The sequence below is a fragment of the Mammaliicoccus sp. Dog046 genome (assembly GCF_034039665.1).
Lineage (GTDB): Bacteria > Bacillota > Bacilli > Staphylococcales > Staphylococcaceae > Mammaliicoccus.
Genome location: NZ_CP120131.1, coordinates 1,861,050 through 1,883,001 on the forward strand (window position 1 = coordinate 1,861,050; position 21,952 = coordinate 1,883,001).

General features: G+C 32.7%; 16 protein-coding genes. 4 read left to right on the plus strand and 12 right to left on the minus strand.

From position 1 onward, the window contains the following. Window positions 1-144: 144 nt before the first annotated feature. Window positions 145-1,629: a two-component system sensor histidine kinase NtrB gene (locus P3U32_RS09250; RefSeq protein WP_323702850.1), complete on the plus strand. Its 1,485-nt coding sequence runs from the start codon at window positions 145-147 to the stop codon at window positions 1,627-1,629. A 31-nt stretch (window positions 1,630-1,660) separates the two neighbouring features. Here the strand turns inward: P3U32_RS09250 and P3U32_RS09255 are convergent, their stop codons facing one another. The 6 genes from P3U32_RS09255 to P3U32_RS09280 form a co-directional block, all read right to left on the minus strand. Further along, entirely contained in the window at window positions 1,661-3,013 is a 1,353-nt protein-coding gene (locus P3U32_RS09255) for a TrkH family potassium uptake protein (protein ID WP_323702851.1), read from the minus strand. Between the two features lie 16 nt (window positions 3,014-3,029). After that, entirely contained in the window at window positions 3,030-4,736 is a 1,707-nt protein-coding gene (locus tag P3U32_RS09260) for a S1C family serine protease (RefSeq protein WP_323702852.1), read from the minus strand. A gap of 559 nt (window positions 4,737-5,295) precedes the next feature. Beyond that, on the minus strand, window positions 5,296-6,105 hold the full coding sequence (locus P3U32_RS09265; protein ID WP_323702853.1) for a TerC family protein: 810 nt from the start codon (window positions 6,103-6,105) through the stop codon (window positions 5,296-5,298). 218 nt (window positions 6,106-6,323) lie between these two features. Next, on the minus strand, window positions 6,324-7,886 hold the full coding sequence (locus tag P3U32_RS09270; RefSeq protein WP_323702854.1) for a peptide chain release factor 3: 1,563 nt from the start codon (window positions 7,884-7,886) through the stop codon (window positions 6,324-6,326). Between the two features lie 13 nt (window positions 7,887-7,899). After that, a complete protein-coding gene (locus P3U32_RS09275) occupies window positions 7,900-8,139 on the minus strand; it encodes a YueH family protein (protein WP_323702855.1) in 240 nt (79 codons plus the stop codon). Continuing rightward, window positions 8,129-9,613 carry a UDP-N-acetylmuramoyl-L-alanyl-D-glutamate--L-lysine ligase gene (locus P3U32_RS09280; RefSeq protein WP_323702856.1) on the minus strand — a complete coding sequence of 495 codons (1,485 nt, stop codon included), beginning with the start codon at window positions 9,611-9,613 and terminating at the stop codon, window positions 8,129-8,131. Before P3U32_RS09280 ends, P3U32_RS09275 begins: the two co-directional genes overlap by 11 nt. Window positions 9,614-9,943: 330 nt before the next feature. On the opposite strand from P3U32_RS09280, the gene P3U32_RS09285 reads away from it, so the two are divergent. Then, entirely contained in the window at window positions 9,944-11,119 is a 1,176-nt protein-coding gene (locus tag P3U32_RS09285) for a diglucosyl diacylglycerol synthase (protein WP_323702857.1), read from the plus strand. After that, window positions 11,097-12,287 carry a lipoteichoic acid biosynthesis MFS flippase LtaA gene (gene ltaA, locus P3U32_RS09290; RefSeq protein ID WP_323702858.1) on the plus strand — a complete coding sequence of 397 codons (1,191 nt, stop codon included), beginning with the start codon at window positions 11,097-11,099 and terminating at the stop codon, window positions 12,285-12,287. The genes P3U32_RS09285 and ltaA overlap by 23 nt, the downstream gene beginning before the upstream one ends. A 337-nt stretch (window positions 12,288-12,624) precedes the next feature. Here the strand turns inward: ltaA and P3U32_RS09295 are convergent, their stop codons facing one another. The 3 genes from P3U32_RS09295 to P3U32_RS09305 all read right to left on the minus strand — a co-directional run bounded on the left by P3U32_RS09295 (window position 12,625) and on the right by P3U32_RS09305 (window position 15,559). Next, on the minus strand, window positions 12,625-13,131 hold the full coding sequence (locus P3U32_RS09295) for a YjcG family protein (RefSeq protein ID WP_323702859.1): 507 nt from the start codon (window positions 13,129-13,131) through the stop codon (window positions 12,625-12,627). Between the two features lie 34 nt (window positions 13,132-13,165). Beyond that, on the minus strand, window positions 13,166-13,915 hold the full coding sequence (locus P3U32_RS09300) for an esterase family protein (RefSeq protein WP_323702860.1): 750 nt from the start codon (window positions 13,913-13,915) through the stop codon (window positions 13,166-13,168). A gap of 78 nt (window positions 13,916-13,993) precedes the next feature. Continuing rightward, window positions 13,994-15,559, minus strand: a complete 1,566-nt coding sequence (locus tag P3U32_RS09305) for an alanine/glycine:cation symporter family protein (protein ID WP_323704870.1) — start codon at window positions 15,557-15,559, stop codon at window positions 13,994-13,996. 354 nt (window positions 15,560-15,913) lie between these two features. On the opposite strand from P3U32_RS09305, the gene P3U32_RS09310 reads away from it, so the two are divergent. Then, window positions 15,914-17,026: an AI-2E family transporter gene (locus P3U32_RS09310; protein ID WP_323702861.1), complete on the plus strand. Its 1,113-nt coding sequence runs from the start codon at window positions 15,914-15,916 to the stop codon at window positions 17,024-17,026. A gap of 47 nt (window positions 17,027-17,073) precedes the next feature. Here the strand turns inward: P3U32_RS09310 and fabI are convergent, their stop codons facing one another. The 3 genes from fabI to mgtE all read right to left on the minus strand — a co-directional run bounded on the left by fabI (window position 17,074) and on the right by mgtE (window position 21,926). Next, window positions 17,074-17,847, minus strand: a complete 774-nt coding sequence (gene fabI, locus P3U32_RS09315; protein WP_323702862.1) for an enoyl-ACP reductase FabI — start codon at window positions 17,845-17,847, stop codon at window positions 17,074-17,076. Window positions 17,848-18,691: 844 nt separating this feature from the next. Next, on the minus strand, window positions 18,692-20,533 hold the full coding sequence (locus tag P3U32_RS09320; protein WP_323702863.1) for a cation:proton antiporter domain-containing protein: 1,842 nt from the start codon (window positions 20,531-20,533) through the stop codon (window positions 18,692-18,694). Window positions 20,534-20,543: 10 nt separating this feature from the next. Then, entirely contained in the window at window positions 20,544-21,926 is a 1,383-nt protein-coding gene (gene mgtE / locus P3U32_RS09325; RefSeq protein WP_323702864.1) for a magnesium transporter, read from the minus strand. Window positions 21,927-21,952 lie beyond the last annotated feature (26 nt).

The following is a 21,952-nucleotide window of genomic DNA, read 5'->3' on the forward strand; positions in this document are numbered from 1 at the left end:
CCTCTTTTTATTTATTTTAACACTTTTAAATGATGAATGGTTCCATCTATATCATTACACATTCAATTGTTTTTGAGATTTATGTTGGCAATACATATTTAACATAATATACTCATTAAGTAGAATGTCACATAGGAGGACCCAATGAAATCTTTTTCAAAAATTATTATACTCAATATTATTATTGCATTAATCATATCAGTAACAGTCGGTGCATTAATAAATAGAAATTATACAAATAGAGTCAATCAACGATTAAACAATACTAAAGAAATCGTTAATCTAAAAATACAGTCTTTTATCAATGATACAACGAGTATTTCAGAATCATTAACAACCATATTATCAAATTCAGATAATGAGGCATTTGTTAATAAATTTTTGAAAGATAACCATATACGATACCAATGGATTGATCACATCTATGTAATAGATGAAAATAAGAAAGTGATTTATGATTCAAAAGGAAAAGGAAATATAAAGCAAGATGAGGAACATTTTAATAATTATAAATTTCACTTTCCTATTAATGAATCTTCAATTTTAAGTAGTAAATCAAATAATTTAAAACGTCCAGATACTTTATTGTTAACTAACGATTTAAATATTAATCATAAAAGCTATACTGCAGCTACAGTAATCAATATGCGTGCGTTTAAGGATGAAATCAAATTGATTACAAAACGATTTAACATTGAAGTCAAAGGCATTGATGGCACTAAATTTTATGAAGTTGGTAAACAGCATCAACAATCTAAAGAAATCACTTATATGTATAAAGATCTTCCCGTCTTCATCACGATTTCAGGACAATACAACTATATTACGCGAATCATATTACCAAGTATATTTATATTTTTAGTCATTTTCTTATTATTAACGATACTCGCGCTTTTATATAAGAGCCGAACTGAACGAATGGAACATGAAAAGCTAATTGACCAAGCGAATAATGAGAAATTACGTCTAATCGGTACGCTTGCTGCTAATACAGCACACGAAATTAAAAATCCACTTACAAGTATTAATGGATTTATTGAACTCACAAGAATGAAATACGATAAAGATTATAAAGATCGACACTTTAATATCATTACTGAAGAACTTGATAGAATTAATAATATCGTGACGCAGTTTTTATATTTAGGAAAGCCAACCAATTTAACATATACAAACGTTAATATCGCACAAGTAATTTCTGATGTACAAACATTTCTAGCATATGAACTAGAACAACATAATATCAATATACATTTAAAATTACCTGAAGAATCGATTTATGCATATATTTCAGAAGATCAACTCAAACAAATACTTATTAATTTAATACAAAACGCAAAAGATGCACTTGAACAAACAACAAATCCGGCAATTGAAATACAATTACAACAGCAAAGTCCGGGACAAGCATGCATCATATTTAAGGATAACGGCATGGGCATCTCTAAAGAAACACAAGAACAAATATTCGAACCATTCTTTACAACAAAAGAATCAGGAAGCGGCTTAGGTTTATACTTAAGTAAAAAATTAATCGAAGACTGGAAAGGACACATCGAAGTACAATCTCATAAAAACGAAGGAACAACCTTTATCATTACGTTACCTTTAAATATAAGCAAAAAATAAAAAGAGAAGTCGAATATCGACTTCTCTTTTTTTATCCAATTTGTATACGTTCTTTAGGGAAATGGAATTTATCAGGTGTTGATTTCCCACCTAACATGACTACAAAGCATAATAATCCTACTCGCCCTATGAACATCAGCAGCATGATAACGATTTTAGAACCTAATTGCAAATGATCGGTTATCCCCATGGATAATCCACACGTACCAAATGCTGACATGGTCTCGAAGAATATAGATAATAAATCATGCTTACCATCTTCAAATCGAACAACCATTAATACACCTACAAAAGTAATTGTTAATGCTAACGAAATAACAGCAAATGACCTTTGAATATCTAATGGATGTATTTCTCGATTAAAGGCTTTAATGGTCGTTCTACCGTTACTGAAGTTCACTAAGTATAAGATTAAAATTGTAAACGTTGTTGTTCTTATACCCCCACCTACTGAACTTGGAGATGAACCAATAAACATTAATCCTCCTAAGAAGAAGTTCGTTGCTTCAGTGAAATGACCTAAGTCTATGGTTGATAATCCAGCACTTCGTGTAGATGATGATTGGAACATAGCGTAAAACAAAGCTTTATGCCAAGTAACACCTTTAAATGCATTTGAAAATTCAAATAAGTAAATCACAATCGTACCTAGTAAGAACAAGAATAAATATGTTGCACTAGCTATTTTAGTAAATAATGAAAATCTAAAATTAGGAATCGTATTACGCATATATGTTTTAACTTCTATAAGCACAGGAAAACCTATCGCCCCTAGCATAATCAACAACATGATAATGGTTTGTACAAAGTAGTCATTCGCATATGGTGCCAATGATTCACCTGTAATATCTAACCCACCATTTGTCGTTGCTGAAACAGATGCAAATATACCATAATGAATTGCTTCTTTAATAGATCCTATATCTTTATAGAAATAGAATGACAATAATATCGCACCGATAACTTCGATCATTAATATCGTTCTAACAATATCTAAGATTAATTTCACAACGCCGTTCATCGCGTTTGAATTACTATCTAACATGATTAATTGTCTTTCTCTTAATCCTATATGCTTACCTAATATAACCCATAGCAATGTACCGATAGCCATAACACCGATACCACCGATATTTAAAATGAACAATATAATACCTTGTCCAAACATCGTATACGTTTCACCTATCGTGACTGGTGTTAGCCCTGTAACACTCACTCCTGAGACCGCTACAAATAGTGTGTCGACTGGTGCAACTTTGACGCCTGGTTTTACCACATAAGGTAAATTTAATAATAAAAAGGCGACAATAATTGCGCCCAAATAATACAATACAATACCTTGTTGTGGAGTCATTTTTTGAAAAAAGTATTTAATAATGGACACAAATTGTCACCTCTATTTATTTCAATGTAAATGATTTAGTAATTTCTTTTCCATCACGAATGATTTGGAATGTTACTTCATCACCTAGTTTATGATTATTGTATAATGCTTTACGAAACTCAAGATTGTTTTCTACTTTAGTATTGTTAATACCAACGATAATATCATTGAATTTAATACCTGCTTTATCGGCACTTCCACCTTTAGAAATAGCCATCACAGCCATACCTGACTTATATTTGTCTGGTAAATTAATCAATGACTTCTCACTATCACTTAATTTAGAGTAGTTTTGTGCCATTAAGCCTAACGAAGGACGTTTAATTTCGCCATCTTTTTCTAACTTATTAATATAATCTGATGCTTCATTAGATGGAATCGCAAAGGCCATACCTTCTACATTCGGCATATCTATCTTCAATGACACGATACCAATAAGATTACCTTGTGAATCTAATATTGGTCCTCCTGAGTTACCTGGATTGACAGCAGCGTCAGTTTGAATCGCTTTAATCTCCCAATCATACTCGTCATCACCATCAAAATCAACAGGTACTTTTCTATTTAATCCTGATACAACACCAGTTGAAATACTGTTTTGGAATTCAGCACCTAATGGACTTCCGATTACGATTGCTGTTTCACCTAAAATCAAATTATCTGAGTCTTCAAATTTGATTGGTTTAAAATGATCATTTTTATTAAGTGGAATCGTTAATACAGCGATATCAGTCCACTTATCTGAACCAATGATTTTACCTTCAAATTTCTTTTTATTAGATGTCGTTATAATTGGTTTTTTATCATCAGAAACAACATGTGCATTTGTTACTATGTATGCTTTATTATCTTCAACTTTATAGACGACGCCAGAACCGACGCCGCTATTTTCTTCTTTTTCTTTTTGAGATGAAGCTTTTTTACTAGAGACATCAGAACCATCATGTGATACTCCTACTACTGAACGTTTAGATTTTTCAACAGCTTCCATTACATTCGTTATAGGCTTTTGGAAACCTTTTTGTGATTGCTGTTCTTCAATTGTCTTTCTACCTTCATTAGGAGGATTTACATTTTGAAAAATACTCCAAACAAGTATAAATATCAATATAATCGCTAATATAATCGCAATTATTGGCCAATGCTTTTCAACTTTAGCTAACAATTTATTTAATATACTTTGGCTGTTTTGAGATTTTTGTTCAACATTTTCATCATGCTTAGCACCAAGTTGTTTATTTTTCTCAAATTCACTCTTCTTGTCCTGAGCATAAACTGTCTGATTCTCTAGTTTAGGTTCTTCTTTTTGTTCTTGCTTTTGTTCTTTTTTAGCTTTTTTATATTTAATATCAGATGTTTCATCTTTAGATTGATTTTCTTGTTCAACCTTTTCATGAGGTGTATCTATATGCTCACTTTCGTTAGGCATATCAGATTGAGACGCAGATAAACTATCATCATCTAAGTCAATCGTTGGATGAGATTGAGATGCTTCTTCTTGTTTCTTTATTTCTTCTTTAGTTAATTTTTCAATACGTGCCTTTTGCATATTTTCCTTAACACGTAATTCATTTTTCTTATGTAATTCCTGTTCATTTGCCTCTTTTATTTCATTTTCTTTTTGTTCTTGTTCAATCCTTCTTTCACGTTCTTCATTATGAAAGAATTCACGGCGTTGTCTCGCATATTCATTTCTAGGAATGACATGTTTTTTTCGTGACATCTATTGTCCTCCTCAATCTATACACTTAATGTATCTATTATGCCATATTATATTAAAATTATTAACCTATATCCACTGTGTCCTCCATATTATACACCTAATTTTGTTTCATTTATTGATAAAATTCATCAGTTTATTTTTAATTTATAATTAACGACTCATTAACATTGTCTCAACAACATTTTACGGATATGAAAAAGATATCGTGCGTTTCATACCTAATCGCACGATATCTCGGCACTACCCCTTAACTCTTCGTGCGATTCACACCCAATCGCACGATATCTCGATACTACCCCTTAACTCTTCGTGCGTTTCACACCTAATCGCACGATATCTCGATACTACCCCTTAACTCTTCGTGCGATTCATACCTAATCGCACGATATCTCGGTACTACCCCTTAACTCTTCGTGCGATTCATACCTAATCGCACGATATCTCGGTACTACCCCTTAACTCTTCGTGCGATTCATACCCAATCGCACGATATCTCGGCACTACTTCAAATAAAAAAAGCTAGAACAACATTTTGTATGTGTTCCAGCTTAATAACTATTTATTCATTTGCTTTTTTATTATTGCGAACAGAACTCAACCATCCGAACACAACAAGTATTAATAATACTGACCAGAATATTGACTGCCATAAAATGCCGTGTGGGAAGTCATGTGGTAAAACAGCAATTTCATCATGAGCAAGCACGATTACGACTAATTTAACACCAACCCAACCGACAATAGCAAAAGCTGCCGCTTCTAAGTTTGGATATTTGTTCAATAATTCTACAAAGTATGTTGCTGCGAATCTCATAATGATGACACCAATCATACCACCTACGAACATAACACCAAATTGACCTGCATCCATTCCACCAAAATCAATTCCCATTGCTGGTAATGTTACTGCAATAGCAAAGGCAGCTAACATTGAATCGATTGCAAATGCAATATCAGCAAATTCTACTTTCAATACTGTCATCCAGAAGCCTTTACCTTTTTTATGTTGACCTTTACGATTAAGTCCTTCATCTATTTGATCAACATCTTCATCATCTACAACTTGATTCTCTTCATTTTTATGCTTCCTGAAGTCAATTAAGTTCTTCACAGACATGTAAATTAAGTACAATGCCCCTGCTGCTTGAATTGGCCAAAAGTTTGCTAAGAAACTGATTAAGAATAATGATAAGAAACGAAATACAAATGCACCTAACAAACCATAGAATAAAGCTTTTTTCCTTAAATCGGCAGGTAAATGTTTTACCATAACAGCCATAACCACCGCATTATCTGCAGCTAATAAGCCTTCAAGAAAAATTAAAACAATTAATACCCAACCGTAACTCAGTAATAAACTCGGATCCATAACGTCACACTCCATTTTAAATTTTAGAAAATAAAAGAGACCATGCCTAATAAAAGGCAAAGGTCTCACTTAACATTTATAGTATGTCCATATTACCGGAAACAAACGTTTCGTAATGACGATAATATGCTAGAATTTTGAGATTCTAAAGTTACTCCCCTTCGACAAAGTCGTAGGTCTATTTAATTTTACTTTGTCATTATACAATGTTTTCTTGATTATAACAAACTAAATAATTTAATTTGTGGAAACTTATCTTCGAACCATCTTGTCGCAAATTCATTTTCGAATAAGAATACGTATTGATCGTAACGATCTTTCACAAGGATAGATCGACTTGAATTCATATTATCTGTAATGTCTTTTTCATTTTCAATCCATCTCGCAATTTTCTTACCTACTTGTTCCATCACAATATCCACATTGTATTCATTCTTCATTCGGTGTTCGAACACTTCAAATTGTAATTGTCCTACCGCACCTAACAGTATTTGGTTTGTATGCAATGTTTTATACAATTGAATTGCGCCTTCTTGAACCAGTTGCTCAATACCTTTATGGAAATGTTTTTGTTTCATAACATTTTTAGCACTGACTTTCATGAAGATTTCAGGTGTAAACTGTGGCAATGTTTCAAAATGAAACTTCTGATTACCTCCAACAAGTGTATCACCTATTTGATAGTTTCCAGTATCATATAATCCAATGATATCTCCACTCACCGCATGATTCACAGTTTGTGTATCATCCGCCATAAATGATGTGGATCGTGTGATTTTTTGCTTTTTCTTATTTCTTTGAAGTGTTACATCCATACCTCTTTCAAATGCACCACTTACGATTCTCATAAATGCAATTCTATCTCTATGACGTGGGTCCATATTCGCCTGAATCTTAAAGATAAATCCAGAGAAGTCTTGATCGAATGGATCAACCGTTTCTCCTTCTTCTGTATTACGGCCACTTGGCATTGGCGCATAGTCTACATATGCATTTAAGAAATTTTGAACACCGAAGTTTGCTAATGCAGAACCAAAGAATACAGGTGTGAGTTCTCCAGCTAATAACATTTCTTCATCAAAAGTTTCTCCAACTTCATCAACTAACATTAATTCATCAATAGCTTGTTCAAATTGTGAATCATTTTTAATTGGATGATCTTCTTCTAATTCATAATCGTCATTTAAATGAAGTACATTTTCTTCATCTCTAAAAGGCTCAATGGTTTTATCTTTTCTATCTATAATACCAAAGAAGTTTTGACCCATACCTACTGGCCAGTTCATTGGATATGTTTCAATTTCTAACGTTTTCTCAATTTCTTCTAATAATTCGAATGGTTCTTTACCCATTCTGTCTAGTTTATTGATAAACGTAAAAATTGGAATACCACGCATCTTACAAACTTTAAATAGTTTTAATGTTTGTGGCTCAATCCCTTTTGCACAGTCAATAACCATTACGGCACTATCAACGGCCATTAATGTTCTATACGTATCTTCTGAGAAATCTTCATGTCCCGGTGTATCCAATATATTAATATTGTAGTGATCGTAATTAAATTGCATAACTGAACTTGTAACAGATATACCACGTTCTTGTTCAACTTTCATCCAGTCACTCGTCGCAAATTTTCCTGTTTTCTTCCCTTTAACTGTACCAGCTTGTCGTATCGCACCACCAAATAGTAATAACTTTTCAGTTAGTGTTGTTTTGCCGGCATCTGGATGGGATATTATCGCAAATGTCTTTCTACTTTCTACTTCTTGTTTAATCGTCACGATTCATTTCTCCTTATAATTCAGATGTCCATTGGCTTATTCTATTCGCTAATTCATTAGCTTCATCTTCATCAAGTACATTAAATAAATGTAAGTAAAGATGTTCAATCAAAGATTCTCCATATAATTCATAATCTACTTCAATTGACCAAAATAAATCCGGAATAGATATCACAAAATATTCTTCTTTTTTATTTTCATATATATAAACTTTACAATTTAAATTTTGAGAATGGCTTTCTCTAATCTTCACTTGGCTTTCCTCCATATTTTTCATATGCTGCTTCTAAACCAATTAAATCATCTCTATGCGGTACTTTTATGTGGCCAGGCATAATTTGATATGGTTCTCTGCCTTTTGACGCTAAAACAACCGTATCACCTGGCTCTGAAATGTCGATTGCATGTTTAATTCCTTCTGCTCTATCTTCAAATTCTACATAATTATTATGTGTCGCTCCTTTTGCTAATTCAGCAGTTAACATTTTAGGATCATCATTCGCAGGATTATCTGGTGTGAATATCACATAATCTGCACGACAACTAATTTTACCCATTTCTGGTGTTTTCGTTAAATCTCTTTCACCAGCCATGCCAACTAAGAATATTAATTTTTGTTTAACGAATGGCTTAACTGCATCAATAAGTTTATCCATTCCATCTGGCGTATGTGCATAGTCGATAATTAAATCTATTGGTAAATCTCTATCCAATACTTCTAATCGTCCTTCAACTGGAGGCATGTGATCAACCGCATGAATAATGCGTTCAATGTCATAACCTTGCACCCATAGACCAAGGATACTTGCTAATAAATTTAATACATTGAATTTTCCAAGGTATGGCGAGTTCACTTCATATTCACCAAAAGGCGTGTTAAGTGTAAATTGTACACCATTTATAGATTCGCGTATATTCGTCGCCATAAAATCAGCATCGTTGTCGATACCATATGTAAACACTTCAAATGGCGTTACAGGTATTAATGACGCTGTATAAGCATCGTCTGCATTTAGAATGACATATTTATCTTTTCTGTAATCTTGCCCAAGTTGACTAAATAATAATGATTTAGCATGACCATAAGCATCCATCGTACCATGAAAATCTAAGTGATCTTGAGTTAAATTTGAAAAAATAGCAATATCAAATTCAACGCCTCTTAATCTACCTATCATTAAACCATGACTTGATACTTCAAATGTCATACTCTTACAATCATTTTTTACAGCTTCAACGATATGTTTCGTTAGCGTAACTGTTTCTGGTGTTGTATTCACACCTTTAGTGACAGTCTCGTTGACTTGAAAACCATTTGTCCCTAAGTATGCACTACCTTTATCAAGACCACGCGTTAAATGGTGAATCATTGTAGCAATTGTAGTCTTTCCGTTTGTTCCAGTTACACCAATTGTTGTTAACTGTTGACTCGGAAAATCAAACAATACATGACTAAAAATACTTGCAACTTTCAAAGTATCTTTAACAACGATTAATAACACTTCTTCTGGAAGGTCGATATATTTTTCACTTACAATTACAGTACATTGTTGCTCTATAACATTAGGAATAAATTTATGACTATCTACTGTATATCCCTTAGACGCAACAAAGATTGAACCTTGTTGAGCTGTTCTTGAATCTGTTGTAATATCAACAACATCTTGATTCACATTGCCGTATACTTGTTTAATTTTTATTTTACTTAATAACGTATTAACATCCATCGTTATTTCTCCTTTATAATTCAATAGGTTTATTATACACGTAATTAATATGATTTTATAGCTTGGGATATATATTCAATTGCGTAACTCATTATATAACTAGTTATAAATAATTTTAGTTTCATTTATTGACATATTTGTAGATTATCACATAGAATTCATTAAGCATGCCGATTTTTTAACACTTGAATTAATGAAAGTGTTGAGATATTGTTGAGCAACTATAAATAATTTATGTGATTTTTGTAATTATATGCGATATCTTTTCACAAATTAAGGAAAATGCGTTAAACTATCATAGATATTAAATACAAATACGGAGTGTGGCTAATGGTTTCTCAAAACAAAAAATTATTGATTATTACTGGTTCTTTCGGTAACGGTCACTTACAAGTTACGAATAGTATTGTGAAACAATTTGGTGAAATGAATTTAAATCATTTAACTGTCATTGAGCATGATTTATTTTTAGAAGCGCACCCGATTATGACTTCAATAGCGAAACAATGGTATATCAACAGTTTTAAATACTTTAGAAATATGTATAAATTTTTCTATTACAGTAGACCTGAACAAATAGATAAATGTTTCTATAAATACTATGGATTAAATAAATTATTAAACTTACTTATAAAGGAAAAGCCGGATTTAATTTTATTAACTTTCCCTACGCCTGTTGTTTCAGTACTTACTGAACAATTTAACTTAAATATACCTATTGCAACTGTCATGACCGATTATCGATTACACAAGAACTGGGTAACATCACACTCTAATAGATATTATGTTGCAACGGAAGATTTAAAGAATGAAATCGAATCAATTGGTGTAGATAAACGTGACGTTAAAGTAACGGGTATTCCGATTTCTAAACAATTTGAAGCATCGATAGACCGTAATCAGTGGTTAATGAAGCACAAGCTAGATCCTGACAAGAAATTAATTCTTATGTCAGCTGGTGCGTTTGGTGTGTCTACTGGTTTCTCTTCAATGATAAGTCAAATCGATCAACACGCTAAACATTCACAAATTGTTATGATTTGCGGAAATAGTAAATCTTTAAAACAAGAATTACGACAACACTTTAAAGATAATGATAATGTTCTCATTCTTGGTTATACAAAGCATATGAATGAATGGATGGCGTCAAGTCACCTAATGATTACTAAACCAGGTGGTATAACAATATCAGAAGCCTTTTCAAGACATTTACCGCTGATATTCTTAAACCCAGCACCAGGTCAAGAATTAGAAAATGCTGTGTACTTCTCTGAAAAAGGTTACGGAAGTATCGCGCATACACCAGAAGAAGCAACAAACAAAGTAATTTCACTTATAAACCAACCAGAAGAATTAAACGCAATGACACAACGATTAGAAGAAAACTATATTGAAAAATCAACCGAAACAATTTGTAACGACTTACTTTCATTATTAAGTGATTCACTCACTTATAATGAAGTTTACGGAAAGGTTCCAATGTATGCCAAGTACTTCATCAGGTAAAACATTTTATAAAAAAGACTTTTGGATAATGCTCGTCATATTATTTATGATGGAATTTGCTAGAGGTATGTACATTTTAAGTTATTTACCTATACTACCTGCAACTACTGCAAAAGTAACTGTAGGTATTACTTCTTTAGCAATCACACTGCACTTTGTCAGTGATGCATTAACCAATTTCGTTATCGGTTTTCTTCTAAAAAGGTTTGGTCCTACTATTATATTAACGTGTGGATTTGTGTTAGCTTTTTCTAGTTTAGCTTTAATCGTATTTTTCCCTACACCAGTCGTATTTATATTGAGCGCCATTTTACTTGGTATAGCAGTAAGCCCAATTTGGGTTATTATGCTATCAAGTGTTGATGAGGCATCCCGCGGTAAACAAATGGGATATGTATACTTCAGCTGGTTAGTCGGAATGTTATCAGGTATGATCTTCATGAATTTATTATTCAAGATACATCCTACCCGCTTCACATTTATGATGGCATTATGTGTACTCTTGGCATGGATACTGTTCTATTTCGTCAAAGTACAATTAACAAACTATGAGAGTAAATCTGCTAAGAAGCAACTCACTGAAATTGTTCAAGTAACGAAAAGGCACTTACTCCTATTCCCAGGTATATTCTTACAAGGTTCGGCTATAGGTATGCTCGTGCCAATACTACCAACATATGCAACGAAACATATGGGCGTGTCTACATTAGAATATACGTTCATGCTGATTGTCGGTGGTATTGGATGTACAATATCCATGTTATTCTTCTCAAAATTAATGGATAAACATTCTAAAATATTTACACATTCAGTGATTTTCATTGGATTTTTAGCATATAGCTCATTTATATTTGGATTGACGTTATTAACACAATTATTCATTGTACTTATTATTGCACTGTTCATCGGAACAATTTATGGCTTATTATTGCCAGCTTGGAATACTTTTATGGCGAGTCATATACACAATAAAGTGCAAGAAGAAACATGGGGCGTATTCAATAGTGTACAAGGATTCGGAACAATGATAGGTCCAGTATTAGGCGGACTCATTTCAGAAATATATAACGACGTGTATTACACAATCTATGCATCAAGTATTATGTTCTTATTCTTAGCACTGTTTTACGGTTCATATTTTGTAATAAATCATAAAAAGAAAATATAAAAGAAACAGGCAGGACGAATATGTCCCTGCCTGTTTTTTCGTTTCAAATGATCGGCCTTATTTGCACGTTTGCCTACTCTTGCTAATATAGCAGCTCTTATTTGCACCTTTGCCTACTCTTGCTAATATGACGCCCCTTATTTGCATGTTCGACTACTCTTGCTAATATGGCACCTCTTATTTGCATGTTCGACTACTCTTGCTAATATGGCACCTCTTATTTGCATTTCTAACTCAATATGCTAATAACCCAAGCTCAAATCAAACAAAAAAGCATCTATTACTAGGATATGCTTATCCTTAATAATAGACACTGTCGTTTTTATTATATAAATGACTAGCCTAAAGTAAATGAAGCTGCTTCTGACCATGTATTGTCGTCATTTTGTTTCATTAATTTAATTGTATCAATTGTCTCAGAATGATTGATACCTGCCATTTTAACTTGACCATAGATATCTTCAAATTCTTGACTAGTTAATCCTTGAGCAATTGTAAAGTGAGGTACAAATGGATGAATACTTGTTCCATAAAAATCTCCACTATTAAATTCGTTATACAATTGTTCTAATTGATCTGTCTTAGTTACTTTAAAATAAATAACATTTTTAGTTGGTGCAAAACTAGATGCTTTAGAAACTTGTACTTCAAGTGGTTCTGATTTTTTCGCTACTTCTTCAACTTTAGACTTAACCTCTTCTAAAGTACTTTCTTCAATTTCAAATTGCTCTTTAATTGTAATGTGAGGTGCAATTAATGCGTAGTGTTTGTCATATCTTTTACGATAAGCATTCACTGCTTCTTGGAATGGTTTAGATGGAATAAGTACGATGCCTAATTTCATAATGACACTTCCTCCTTTGTTTTCTTCTCTTTTATTATATCAAATTTTTCTGATTATGCTCACTTAAAAAGAAACTTAACATTTCTCCTAATTCTGGCTTCCATGTTTTCCATGTATGACCGCCATTTAATTCTTCATAATCATATGTGACATTAGATTGCTTAACAAGTTCACTAAAGGCTCTATTTGGTGTTAAGAAATCAGCCATCTTACCACTGATTAATTTAAACTCAATTTCTTCTAAACCTATATAATGTTTAATTGTTAATAAATCTTTAGATATACAACTATTAAATGCATGTGTTACCGTTTCATTGATCATTGGACTGAACATACCTATTTGACTAAAATGATGTGGGTATTCCAAACCAGTTAATAAAGCGATACTTCCTGCAAGACTATCCCCTAATAATATCCTTGCATTTCCTACTTTTAAAGTTGAGAATGTTTTATCAATGTAAGGACATAACTCTTTCACAACAAATTGTGACATTTCTCGTCTATGTTCACCGTCTGGATGGAATTCAGTTCTTCTGCGTTCAACATCCTCATAATGTACACCAACAATAATCGCTCTTTCGAGTTCGTGATTGGATCTTAACTTTTCATATGTACGATGAATTTGTCCAAATTGGAAGAAATCACGCCCATCGAATGTAATCACAACATGATGCTTATATAGATCAGTATAATCTTTAGGTAAGTAAATTGAGATTGTCACTTCCCTTTCCAAAAATTTACTTTCAAGTTTAATTTGGTCAACTAGACCTATTTTTTTATCCATAAAAAACGCTCCCAACTATACATATAAATACATTGTACAGTAGAGAGCGTATATTTGAAAGCGTTTGATATTGTTTAATTATTTCTCTTCAATATCCATTTCTTTCAATCGTTTAGGATAATCTTCGTGCCAGAATTTAGCAGTTGGTACTTCTTCTGGACCTGGTTTATAAATGGCATAATTACCAGAGCCTTTTGCTTTTTTCTGTTTCTCAAAGTCACGTAACGCACGTAGCGCCGGCTTATGCAGAATCCAGATTGCTATAATATTTAACCAAGCCATCATACCAACACCTAAGTCACCCATCGCCCAAGCGACGTCTGCTGTTTTTACACAACCATAGATTGTCGCAGTAATGAGCACTATCCGTACGACGTTTATCCATATCTTTTGCCTACTTGGATCAAATATATAACTTATATTTGTTTCTGCAATGTAGTAATATGCGAGAATTGTCGTAAATGCGAAGAAGAATAATGCAAGTGCAATAAAGTAAGATCCAAATCCAGAGAAGTCAGGACTAAATGTATAATCCCCTCCTGAGAATGCTTTATCTATACCTGCTTGTGCATACATGGCTGTACCACTAACATCTTTACTGCCATCTGCACTTTGCACATAAACACCACCATCATGCATTAAATGTGGCGATCCATCTTTATTTGTCGTTCCATCTGTCGTATTAAACGTACCTGACATTAAAATCATTAATGCTGTCGCTGTACATACTAATAATGTATCTACATAAACAGAGAACGCTTGAACTAAACCTTGTTTAGCAGGATGTGATACTTCTGCAGCTGCTGCAGCATGTGGACCAGTACCTTGACCGGCTTCATTGGAATAAAGACCACGTTTAACACCAATCTCAATCATTGCACCGAGAATACCACCGAATGCAGCTTCAACCCCAAATGCTGATTTAAAGATCAATGCAATAAGTCCTGGAACTGCATCAATATTCATAATAATGATAACAACCGCTAAACCTATGTAAACAATTGCCATAAATGGTACAACAGCTGTTGCAACATTTGCTATGGATTTAATACCTCCAAAGATAATTAAAGCAAGTAATACTGCTAATACAATCGCGATAATCCATTGGTTTAAACCAAATGCATTTTTCATTGAAGAAGCAATCGCATTTGATTGAACACCTGGTAACAGTAACCCAACTGATAATACAGTTACTACAGCAAAGATAATTGCGTAGATTTTACCTACTTTACCTTTAATACCTGATTCAATATAGTAAGCAGGTCCACCACGGTATTGTCCATTAATCTCTTTCTTATAAATCTGACCAAGTGTAGATTCAATAAACGCAGAACTTGCACCTAAGAATGCTGTTGCCCACATCCAGAATACTGCACCGGGACCACCAAGAAAGATTGCGGTAGATACACCAACAATGTTACCTGTTCCTACACGACCAGCTAATGACACTGCAATCGCTTGGAATGAAGATATACCTGTAGGTGATTTTTCCCCTTGAAACATCAACCGAATCATTTCTTTAAAATGCCGAACTTGGAAGAACCGCATCATAAATGAAAATAGTATACCGGTTAATAACAAACCATATACAAGTACTTTACTCCAAACAATTTCATTCATAAAGCTAACAATAGACTCCATAATTAATCTCCCCTTTGTTGTAGCTTTTAAGGTAATTTATAAATCAGAAAATTTCGAATTTACCTTGTTACGATTATACCATGTATAAATACACAATCAATCTTTTTTTGAAATTATACTCGCAAACAAAGTAAGCGCTTACATCATTGTTAAATAAGGTTTAGTATATTAATATATCAAAATTTATCCCTTACATTTTATTCACATTAACTTAATAATTATTCTAATCCGTACAATATAATCGCTCTAGAAAATAAAGGATATTGTTAATTATTATTAATCACATTTTTCATTGTTAAATCTGAATTTTCGCTTATAATATATAAGTATGACAAAGTTCTTAAGGAGGTTATTCCATTGTTAAATAAAGCTTGGTTTCGTACAGGAATTGCTATACTCCTAACGTTTCTAATTATTAAAGTATTTATGGAAATCAATCATATTTTTTATCCAGTAATCGTTATTATACATTCTATTTTATTACCGTTATTACTTGGTGGATTTTTATTTTATATTTGCTTACCTTTTCAAAAATTGCTCGAAAAACGAAAAATTCCGCGCTGGGGTAGCATATCAATTATTCTTATTACTTTAATATTGGTCATTATGTTATTTATCTCAACTATTGCACCTGTGCTAACAGATCAAATTAATAACTTAATTAAAAATATCCCATATATACAAAGGGAAGTACAAAATATTGTAGACTATGCCTTACAACAAAGAGATCGTTTACCAGATAACATTTCTCAAAAAATCAACGACTCTATCGAAACTATAAGTGCCATAGTTACTAAGATGCTTTCGAATTCATTTAGTTATATTTCATCATTAGTATCTACACTATTTTTACTAATTTTAGTACCATTTTTCTTAATCTATATGTTAAAGGATCACGAAAGATTTATTCCGTTTATCGCAAAACCATTTAAAGGACGTACAAAATGGTTTGTCGTTAATTTAAGTAAAGATATTAACCAAACTTTACAATCATATATTCAAGGTCAAGTTACTGTCAGTGTTATTCTTGGCGTATTACTATTTTTAGGCTATACATTTGTCGGTTTAGATTACGCACTATTATTAGCGCTACTTGCTTTAATCACAAATATGATACCTTTCTTAGGTCCATGGTTAGCATTTATACCCGCTGCAATCATAGCGTTAATACAAGATCCAATGATGCTTGTATGGGTTAGTATTATCACATTAATATGTCAACAGCTTGAAGGTAATGTCATTACGCCAAACATTATGGGTAAATCACTCAATATACATCCATTAACGATTATCACTGTTATATTAGCTGCCGGTAATTTAGGTGGATTTGTTGCCATTTTAATTGCAGTTCCAACATATGCTGTACTAAAAACAATTGTTAGAAATGTCTATACACATAGACAAACGATCAGTTCATCAGCAAATAGAACATTAGAAGATGATCCTATCGATGAAAACAAACTAAAATAATAAAAAGGAGCAAGACAATGAGATTACATTGTCTTGCTCCTTTTGTATTATCTTACTACGTGATAACCTGAGTCTACATGGATATTTTCACCAGTAACACCGCTTGAATAATCACTTAATAAATAAGCCGCTGTCTTACCTACTTCGATAATATCAACATTACGTTTCAATGGTGAACGCTCTTCAATTTCTTTAAGAATTGAATTAAAACCGCCAACGCCTTTCGCACTTAATGTACGGATTGGTCCAGCAGATATTGCATTCACACGAATATTATCTTCACCTAAGTCACGAGCTAAATATTTAACGTTTGCTTCAAGACTTGCTTTAGCAACACCCATCACGTTATAGTTTGGTACTGCAAATTCTCCGCCTAAGTATGTTGTCGCAACAATGCTTCCACCTTCAGGCATTAATTTTTTAGCTTCACGTGCAACTATCGTTAATGAGTAAGAACTAATATCTTGTGCTAATAAGAATCCTTCACGTGATGTATCTGTAAATCTTCCGCGTAAATCTTCCATGTTAGCAAAAGCAATTGAATGATAAACACCGTCAATTTGGCCGAATTTCTCGCCAATTTGTTCAAATGCTTGAATGACTTGATCATCTTGTTGAACATCACATTCGTATATATGTTGTCCTTGTTGATTTTTTAATTCGTCGAATAATTTTTCAAGTTGAATTTTACTACGTTCTTTTCTATAAGTGAATACTAAATTTGCACCTAATTCATCTAGTACTTTAGCTACGCCAAATCCTATACTTCTCTTATTCGCGATACCCATAATCACATATGTTTTACCTTCTAAATTGAACATTCAGTATACTCCTTTAATATGTATATTATTCATTACATTCATATTAAATAATAACACTGGTCATACCACCTGACAAGCGTTATACATTTCAATCCTAAATTAAAAGCTTGAGTTTTTGATGTTGAAGTATGCTCATAAAAAAATGCCACGCTAACGTGATTGTTTTTACTTTCTATCTCGTTAGATTTTCTAACAGGATTGTTTTCAAGAACTATCTCGTTAGCACATTGTTTTCTCACTTTTTGTAGTAAATCCGGGCTTTTGTGTGCTCCATTTACTCGCTAACGAGATTGTTTTCATTTTCTATCTCGTTAGATTTTCTAACAGGATTGTTTCCCAGAACTATCTCGTTAGCGTCTTGTTTTCTCACTTTTTGTAGTAAATCCGGGCTTTTGTGTGCTCCATTTACTCGCTAACGTGATTGTTTTTACTTTCTATCTCGTTAGACTTTCTAACAAGATTGTTTCCCAGAACTATCTCGTTAGCGTCTTGTTTTCTCACTTTTTGTAGTAAATCTGGGCTTTTGTGTGCTCCATTTACCCGCTAACGAGATTGTTTTCATTTTCTATCTCGTTAGATTTTCTAACAGGATTGTTTCCCAGAACTATCTCGTTAGCGTCTTGTTTTCTCACTTTTTGTAGTAAATCCGGGCTTTTGTGTGCTCCATTTACTCGCTAACGTGATTGTTTTCATTTTCTATCTCGTTAGATTTTCTAAAGTGATTGTTTCCCAGAACTATCTCGTTAGCCATAAACCCCAAGCATTTTTTAGCGTTATATTAAAAGTATGCTCATAAAAAAATGCCGACAAAGCTAAGACTTTGTCGACATACTTAAAACATAACTTAAATAAATTCCATATCTTGTTTCAATTGTGAAACATATTCTTTTGAACCTGTAACGATTAATTTATCGCCATATTGTAGTTCTGTGTCACCATGCGGAACGATTGAATCTTTCCCTCTAATAATACGAACGAAGATAACGTCTCCAGCAAATGGGAATGATCTTAATAACACATTATGATAACTGTGATTTTTCATTTCAATTTCATATAATGATGTTTCAACATTGCTTAATAAGTTCAGCATATTTGGTGATTCTATTAAACCTTTTAACAGTGTTTTATTACTTAAGAAACTACTAAAGAATTCAATATTTTTACCTTCAAATGCTTCATCTTCAAAGCCATTTTCTTGTTTACAAATAATACGTTTAACACCATGGTCATGTGCCATTAATGCGACTTTCTTATTAATCAAGTCATCATTAGCAGAACATACAATAATATCAGAATTAAATAATCCGAGTTCTATCAATTCTTCTTCAATATAGTCATCTAATTCAAACGTTCGAATACTTTGATCTAACTTTCTATTATCTGATAAATCTTTTCTAAAGAACATTGTCGTTTGATAAATATTTGAATGTATACTTTGTGCGACTGGTATTGATAATTGGTTTTTCCCGATAAAGCTTACTTTCACGATTGTCTTCGTCTCTTCCGGCATTGGGAATAATTTCTTGAATACAACTGGAACAAATACACATGTAATAACAGCACTTAAAATAAGTATGCCTGAAATTTCAGGTGAAATTGTGTCTAATTGTTCAGCTATTTTAGCAGCCGCAATAACGAGTGATAACGTTGACGTTAATAAAAATGCTGATGAAATCGTTGTATATTTATCGTACCATTTGCCAATATAAGCAACAGGTATAATTTTTGAAACTAGAAATGCGACAAACAATAATGGAATGATGATAAGTAAACTTGGTTCTTTGATTAATGAAGGAATATCTAAATTCACACCTACCATTATGAAGAAGATAGGAATGAAAAATCCATAACCAAATGAGTCTAATTTTTCTACCATATCTTGATCAGGGCCGAGTAAGGACACTATAACACCTGCTAAGAATGCACCAAGTATATTTTCAGCGCCTACACCTTCAGCGAGCGCAACTAATAAAATAATTAATGCGAATACGGCACGTATACCAATTTGTGTAGTTCCAGACGTCAATTTCTTTAGGAATGATGATTTTTTAAATAAACCACCAACGATATAGAATACAAAACTAAATACAATTAATATACCTATTAACCACAATGGAGAATCTCCATGTGCATTGACTGTCCCGTAAACTGTAAGCAATAACATTGTCGCTAAATCTGCAACAACGGCAACTAATAAGATAAATTGCCCAATATTCGTGTGCATAATGTTCATTTCTTTTAATGTAGGTACGACGACACCTAGACTAATCGTAGAAATAATGATAATCATTAATAGAACATCATCAATTAATCCAGTCCATTTAAATACGAATGCTAAGAAGATGGAAATAACCATGATCATACTAAATACAATCGTTGTTAAATATATATTGCTTGGTATTTCATTCTCATCTTCTTTATCTTCGTGTTTCTTCGTCTTAAATGCGTTGAAATCTATCTCTAAACCACTTAAAAACATCAAGAATATAAACCCTAATGTTGAAAGGATGGATAACCACGTATCTTCTTTTACTAATCCAAACAACGAATCTCCTAATATAATCCCCATTAATATTTCAGCGACAACAACAGGTAAGAATGATATTTTAAGTCTATTTACTAGAACCGGTGTTAAAAATGCTGCTATAACAACGATTACTAGTGATGTAAAACTTGAATGCTCCATATGATTCTCCTTAAATTAAATAAGACATAAATGCTGTTGCTAGTCCGAAATAAATTAACATACTGACAATATCGTTAATAGTAGTAATAAATGGTCCACTAGCAACGGCAGGGTCAATGTTCATTTTATTCATAAACATTGGAATAACAGCGCCCATTAATGTTCCGACAGTCATAGCGATTGTTAAACTAATAGATACAATTAATGCTAAGACCGGTTCCCTATATAATAATACGATAATAATAAATAAGCTAATCGCACAGAATACGCCGGTCAATAATCCTGAACCTGATTCACGTAATGCAAGTTTAAATTTGCTTTGCTCATCTATTTCACCAGTTGATATATTACGAACTGATACGGCTAATGATTGAGTTCCAGAGTTCCCACTCATCCCACTAATAATCGGAATAAATGCCGCAAGTAAAGCAACCTGTGATAATGTTTCTTCAAACTGACCAAGTATAGATGCAGTGATCATACCAAGTACAGTTAAGATTAATAGCCATGGTAAACGTTTCATGGCAGTTTGAAATACTGAATCATTCGTTGAGTCAATATCAGAAACACCGGCTAATTTAGAGTAGTCTTCACTTGCTTCTTCATCCATTACATCTAGGATATCATCAATTGTGATAATACCTAATAAATGGTCTTGATAATCAATAACTGGTAATGCGATTAAGTCATAATCACGCATCGTTTGTGCGACATCTTCTTGGTCATCAGCAACATTTGAACTAATGACACGTTCGCTCATAATTTCTTCAATATAAGCATCATTTTCTGCAACGATAAGGTCACGTAAAGAAATAACACCCGCTAATTTTTTATTTTCATTAACTACGAATATGACATAAATCGTCTCAGCTTGAGGTGCTTGTTCTTTGACATAAAACATTGCTTCCTTTACTGACATCGTTGAATAGACAGATATAAATTCTGTCGTCATGATACCACCGGCAGTATCTTCTTCATAATGTAGTAATGCTTTAATTTCTTTAGCATCTTCCCTATTCATGAGTGTAAGTAAAGTGGCAACTTTATTCTTAGAAAGTACATTTAATATATCCACGGCATTATCGTAAGACATATCACTTAACATCTGACTTGCATAATTGGCATTCATATTTTGAAATATTTCTTCATATTCCTCATCATCTAATTCCGTTGTTTCAAAGAAATCTGCAACTTCTAAAGGTGAAAGGAATTGATAGATTTTTTGTTTCAGTTCGTTATCACATAGTTCAAAGTATTCACCTTGATCATATGTATGCATACTTAAAAATTCTTCTCGAAATTGGTCTATTTCATCGTTAAATAATAAAGCGTCCAATTTGTCTTTATCGAACGCTTCATCTTCAACGAATTGTTCATTGTTATCGTTAACCAACTTTGCCACCTCCTCATAAAAATACA

Bases quoted from the DNA above. Each gene is read 5' to 3' on its own strand.
- P3U32_RS09250 (WP_323702850.1), top strand. From the start codon at position 145: ATGAAATCTTTTTCAAAAATTATTATACTCAATATTATTATTGCATTA.
- P3U32_RS09260 (WP_323702852.1), bottom strand. From the start codon at position 4,736: ATGTCACGAAAAAAACATGTCATTCCTAGAAATGAATATGCGAGACAA.
- P3U32_RS09265 (WP_323702853.1), bottom strand. From the start codon at position 6,105: ATGGATCCGAGTTTATTACTGAGTTACGGTTGGGTATTAATTGTTTTA.
- P3U32_RS09280 (WP_323702856.1), bottom strand. From the start codon at position 9,613: ATGGATGTTAATACGTTATTAAGTAAAATAAAAATTAAACAAGTATAC.
- P3U32_RS09285 (WP_323702857.1), top strand. From the start codon at position 9,944: ATGGTTTCTCAAAACAAAAAATTATTGATTATTACTGGTTCTTTCGGT.
- ltaA (WP_323702858.1), top strand. From the start codon at position 11,097: ATGCCAAGTACTTCATCAGGTAAAACATTTTATAAAAAAGACTTTTGG.
- P3U32_RS09295 (WP_323702859.1), bottom strand. From the start codon at position 13,131: ATGAAATTAGGCATCGTACTTATTCCATCTAAACCATTCCAAGAAGCA.
- P3U32_RS09300 (WP_323702860.1), bottom strand. From the start codon at position 13,915: ATGGATAAAAAAATAGGTCTAGTTGACCAAATTAAACTTGAAAGTAAA.
- fabI (WP_323702862.1), bottom strand. From the start codon at position 17,847: ATGTTCAATTTAGAAGGTAAAACATATGTGATTATGGGTATCGCGAAT.
- P3U32_RS09320 (WP_323702863.1), bottom strand. From the start codon at position 20,533: ATGGAGCATTCAAGTTTTACATCACTAGTAATCGTTGTTATAGCAGCA.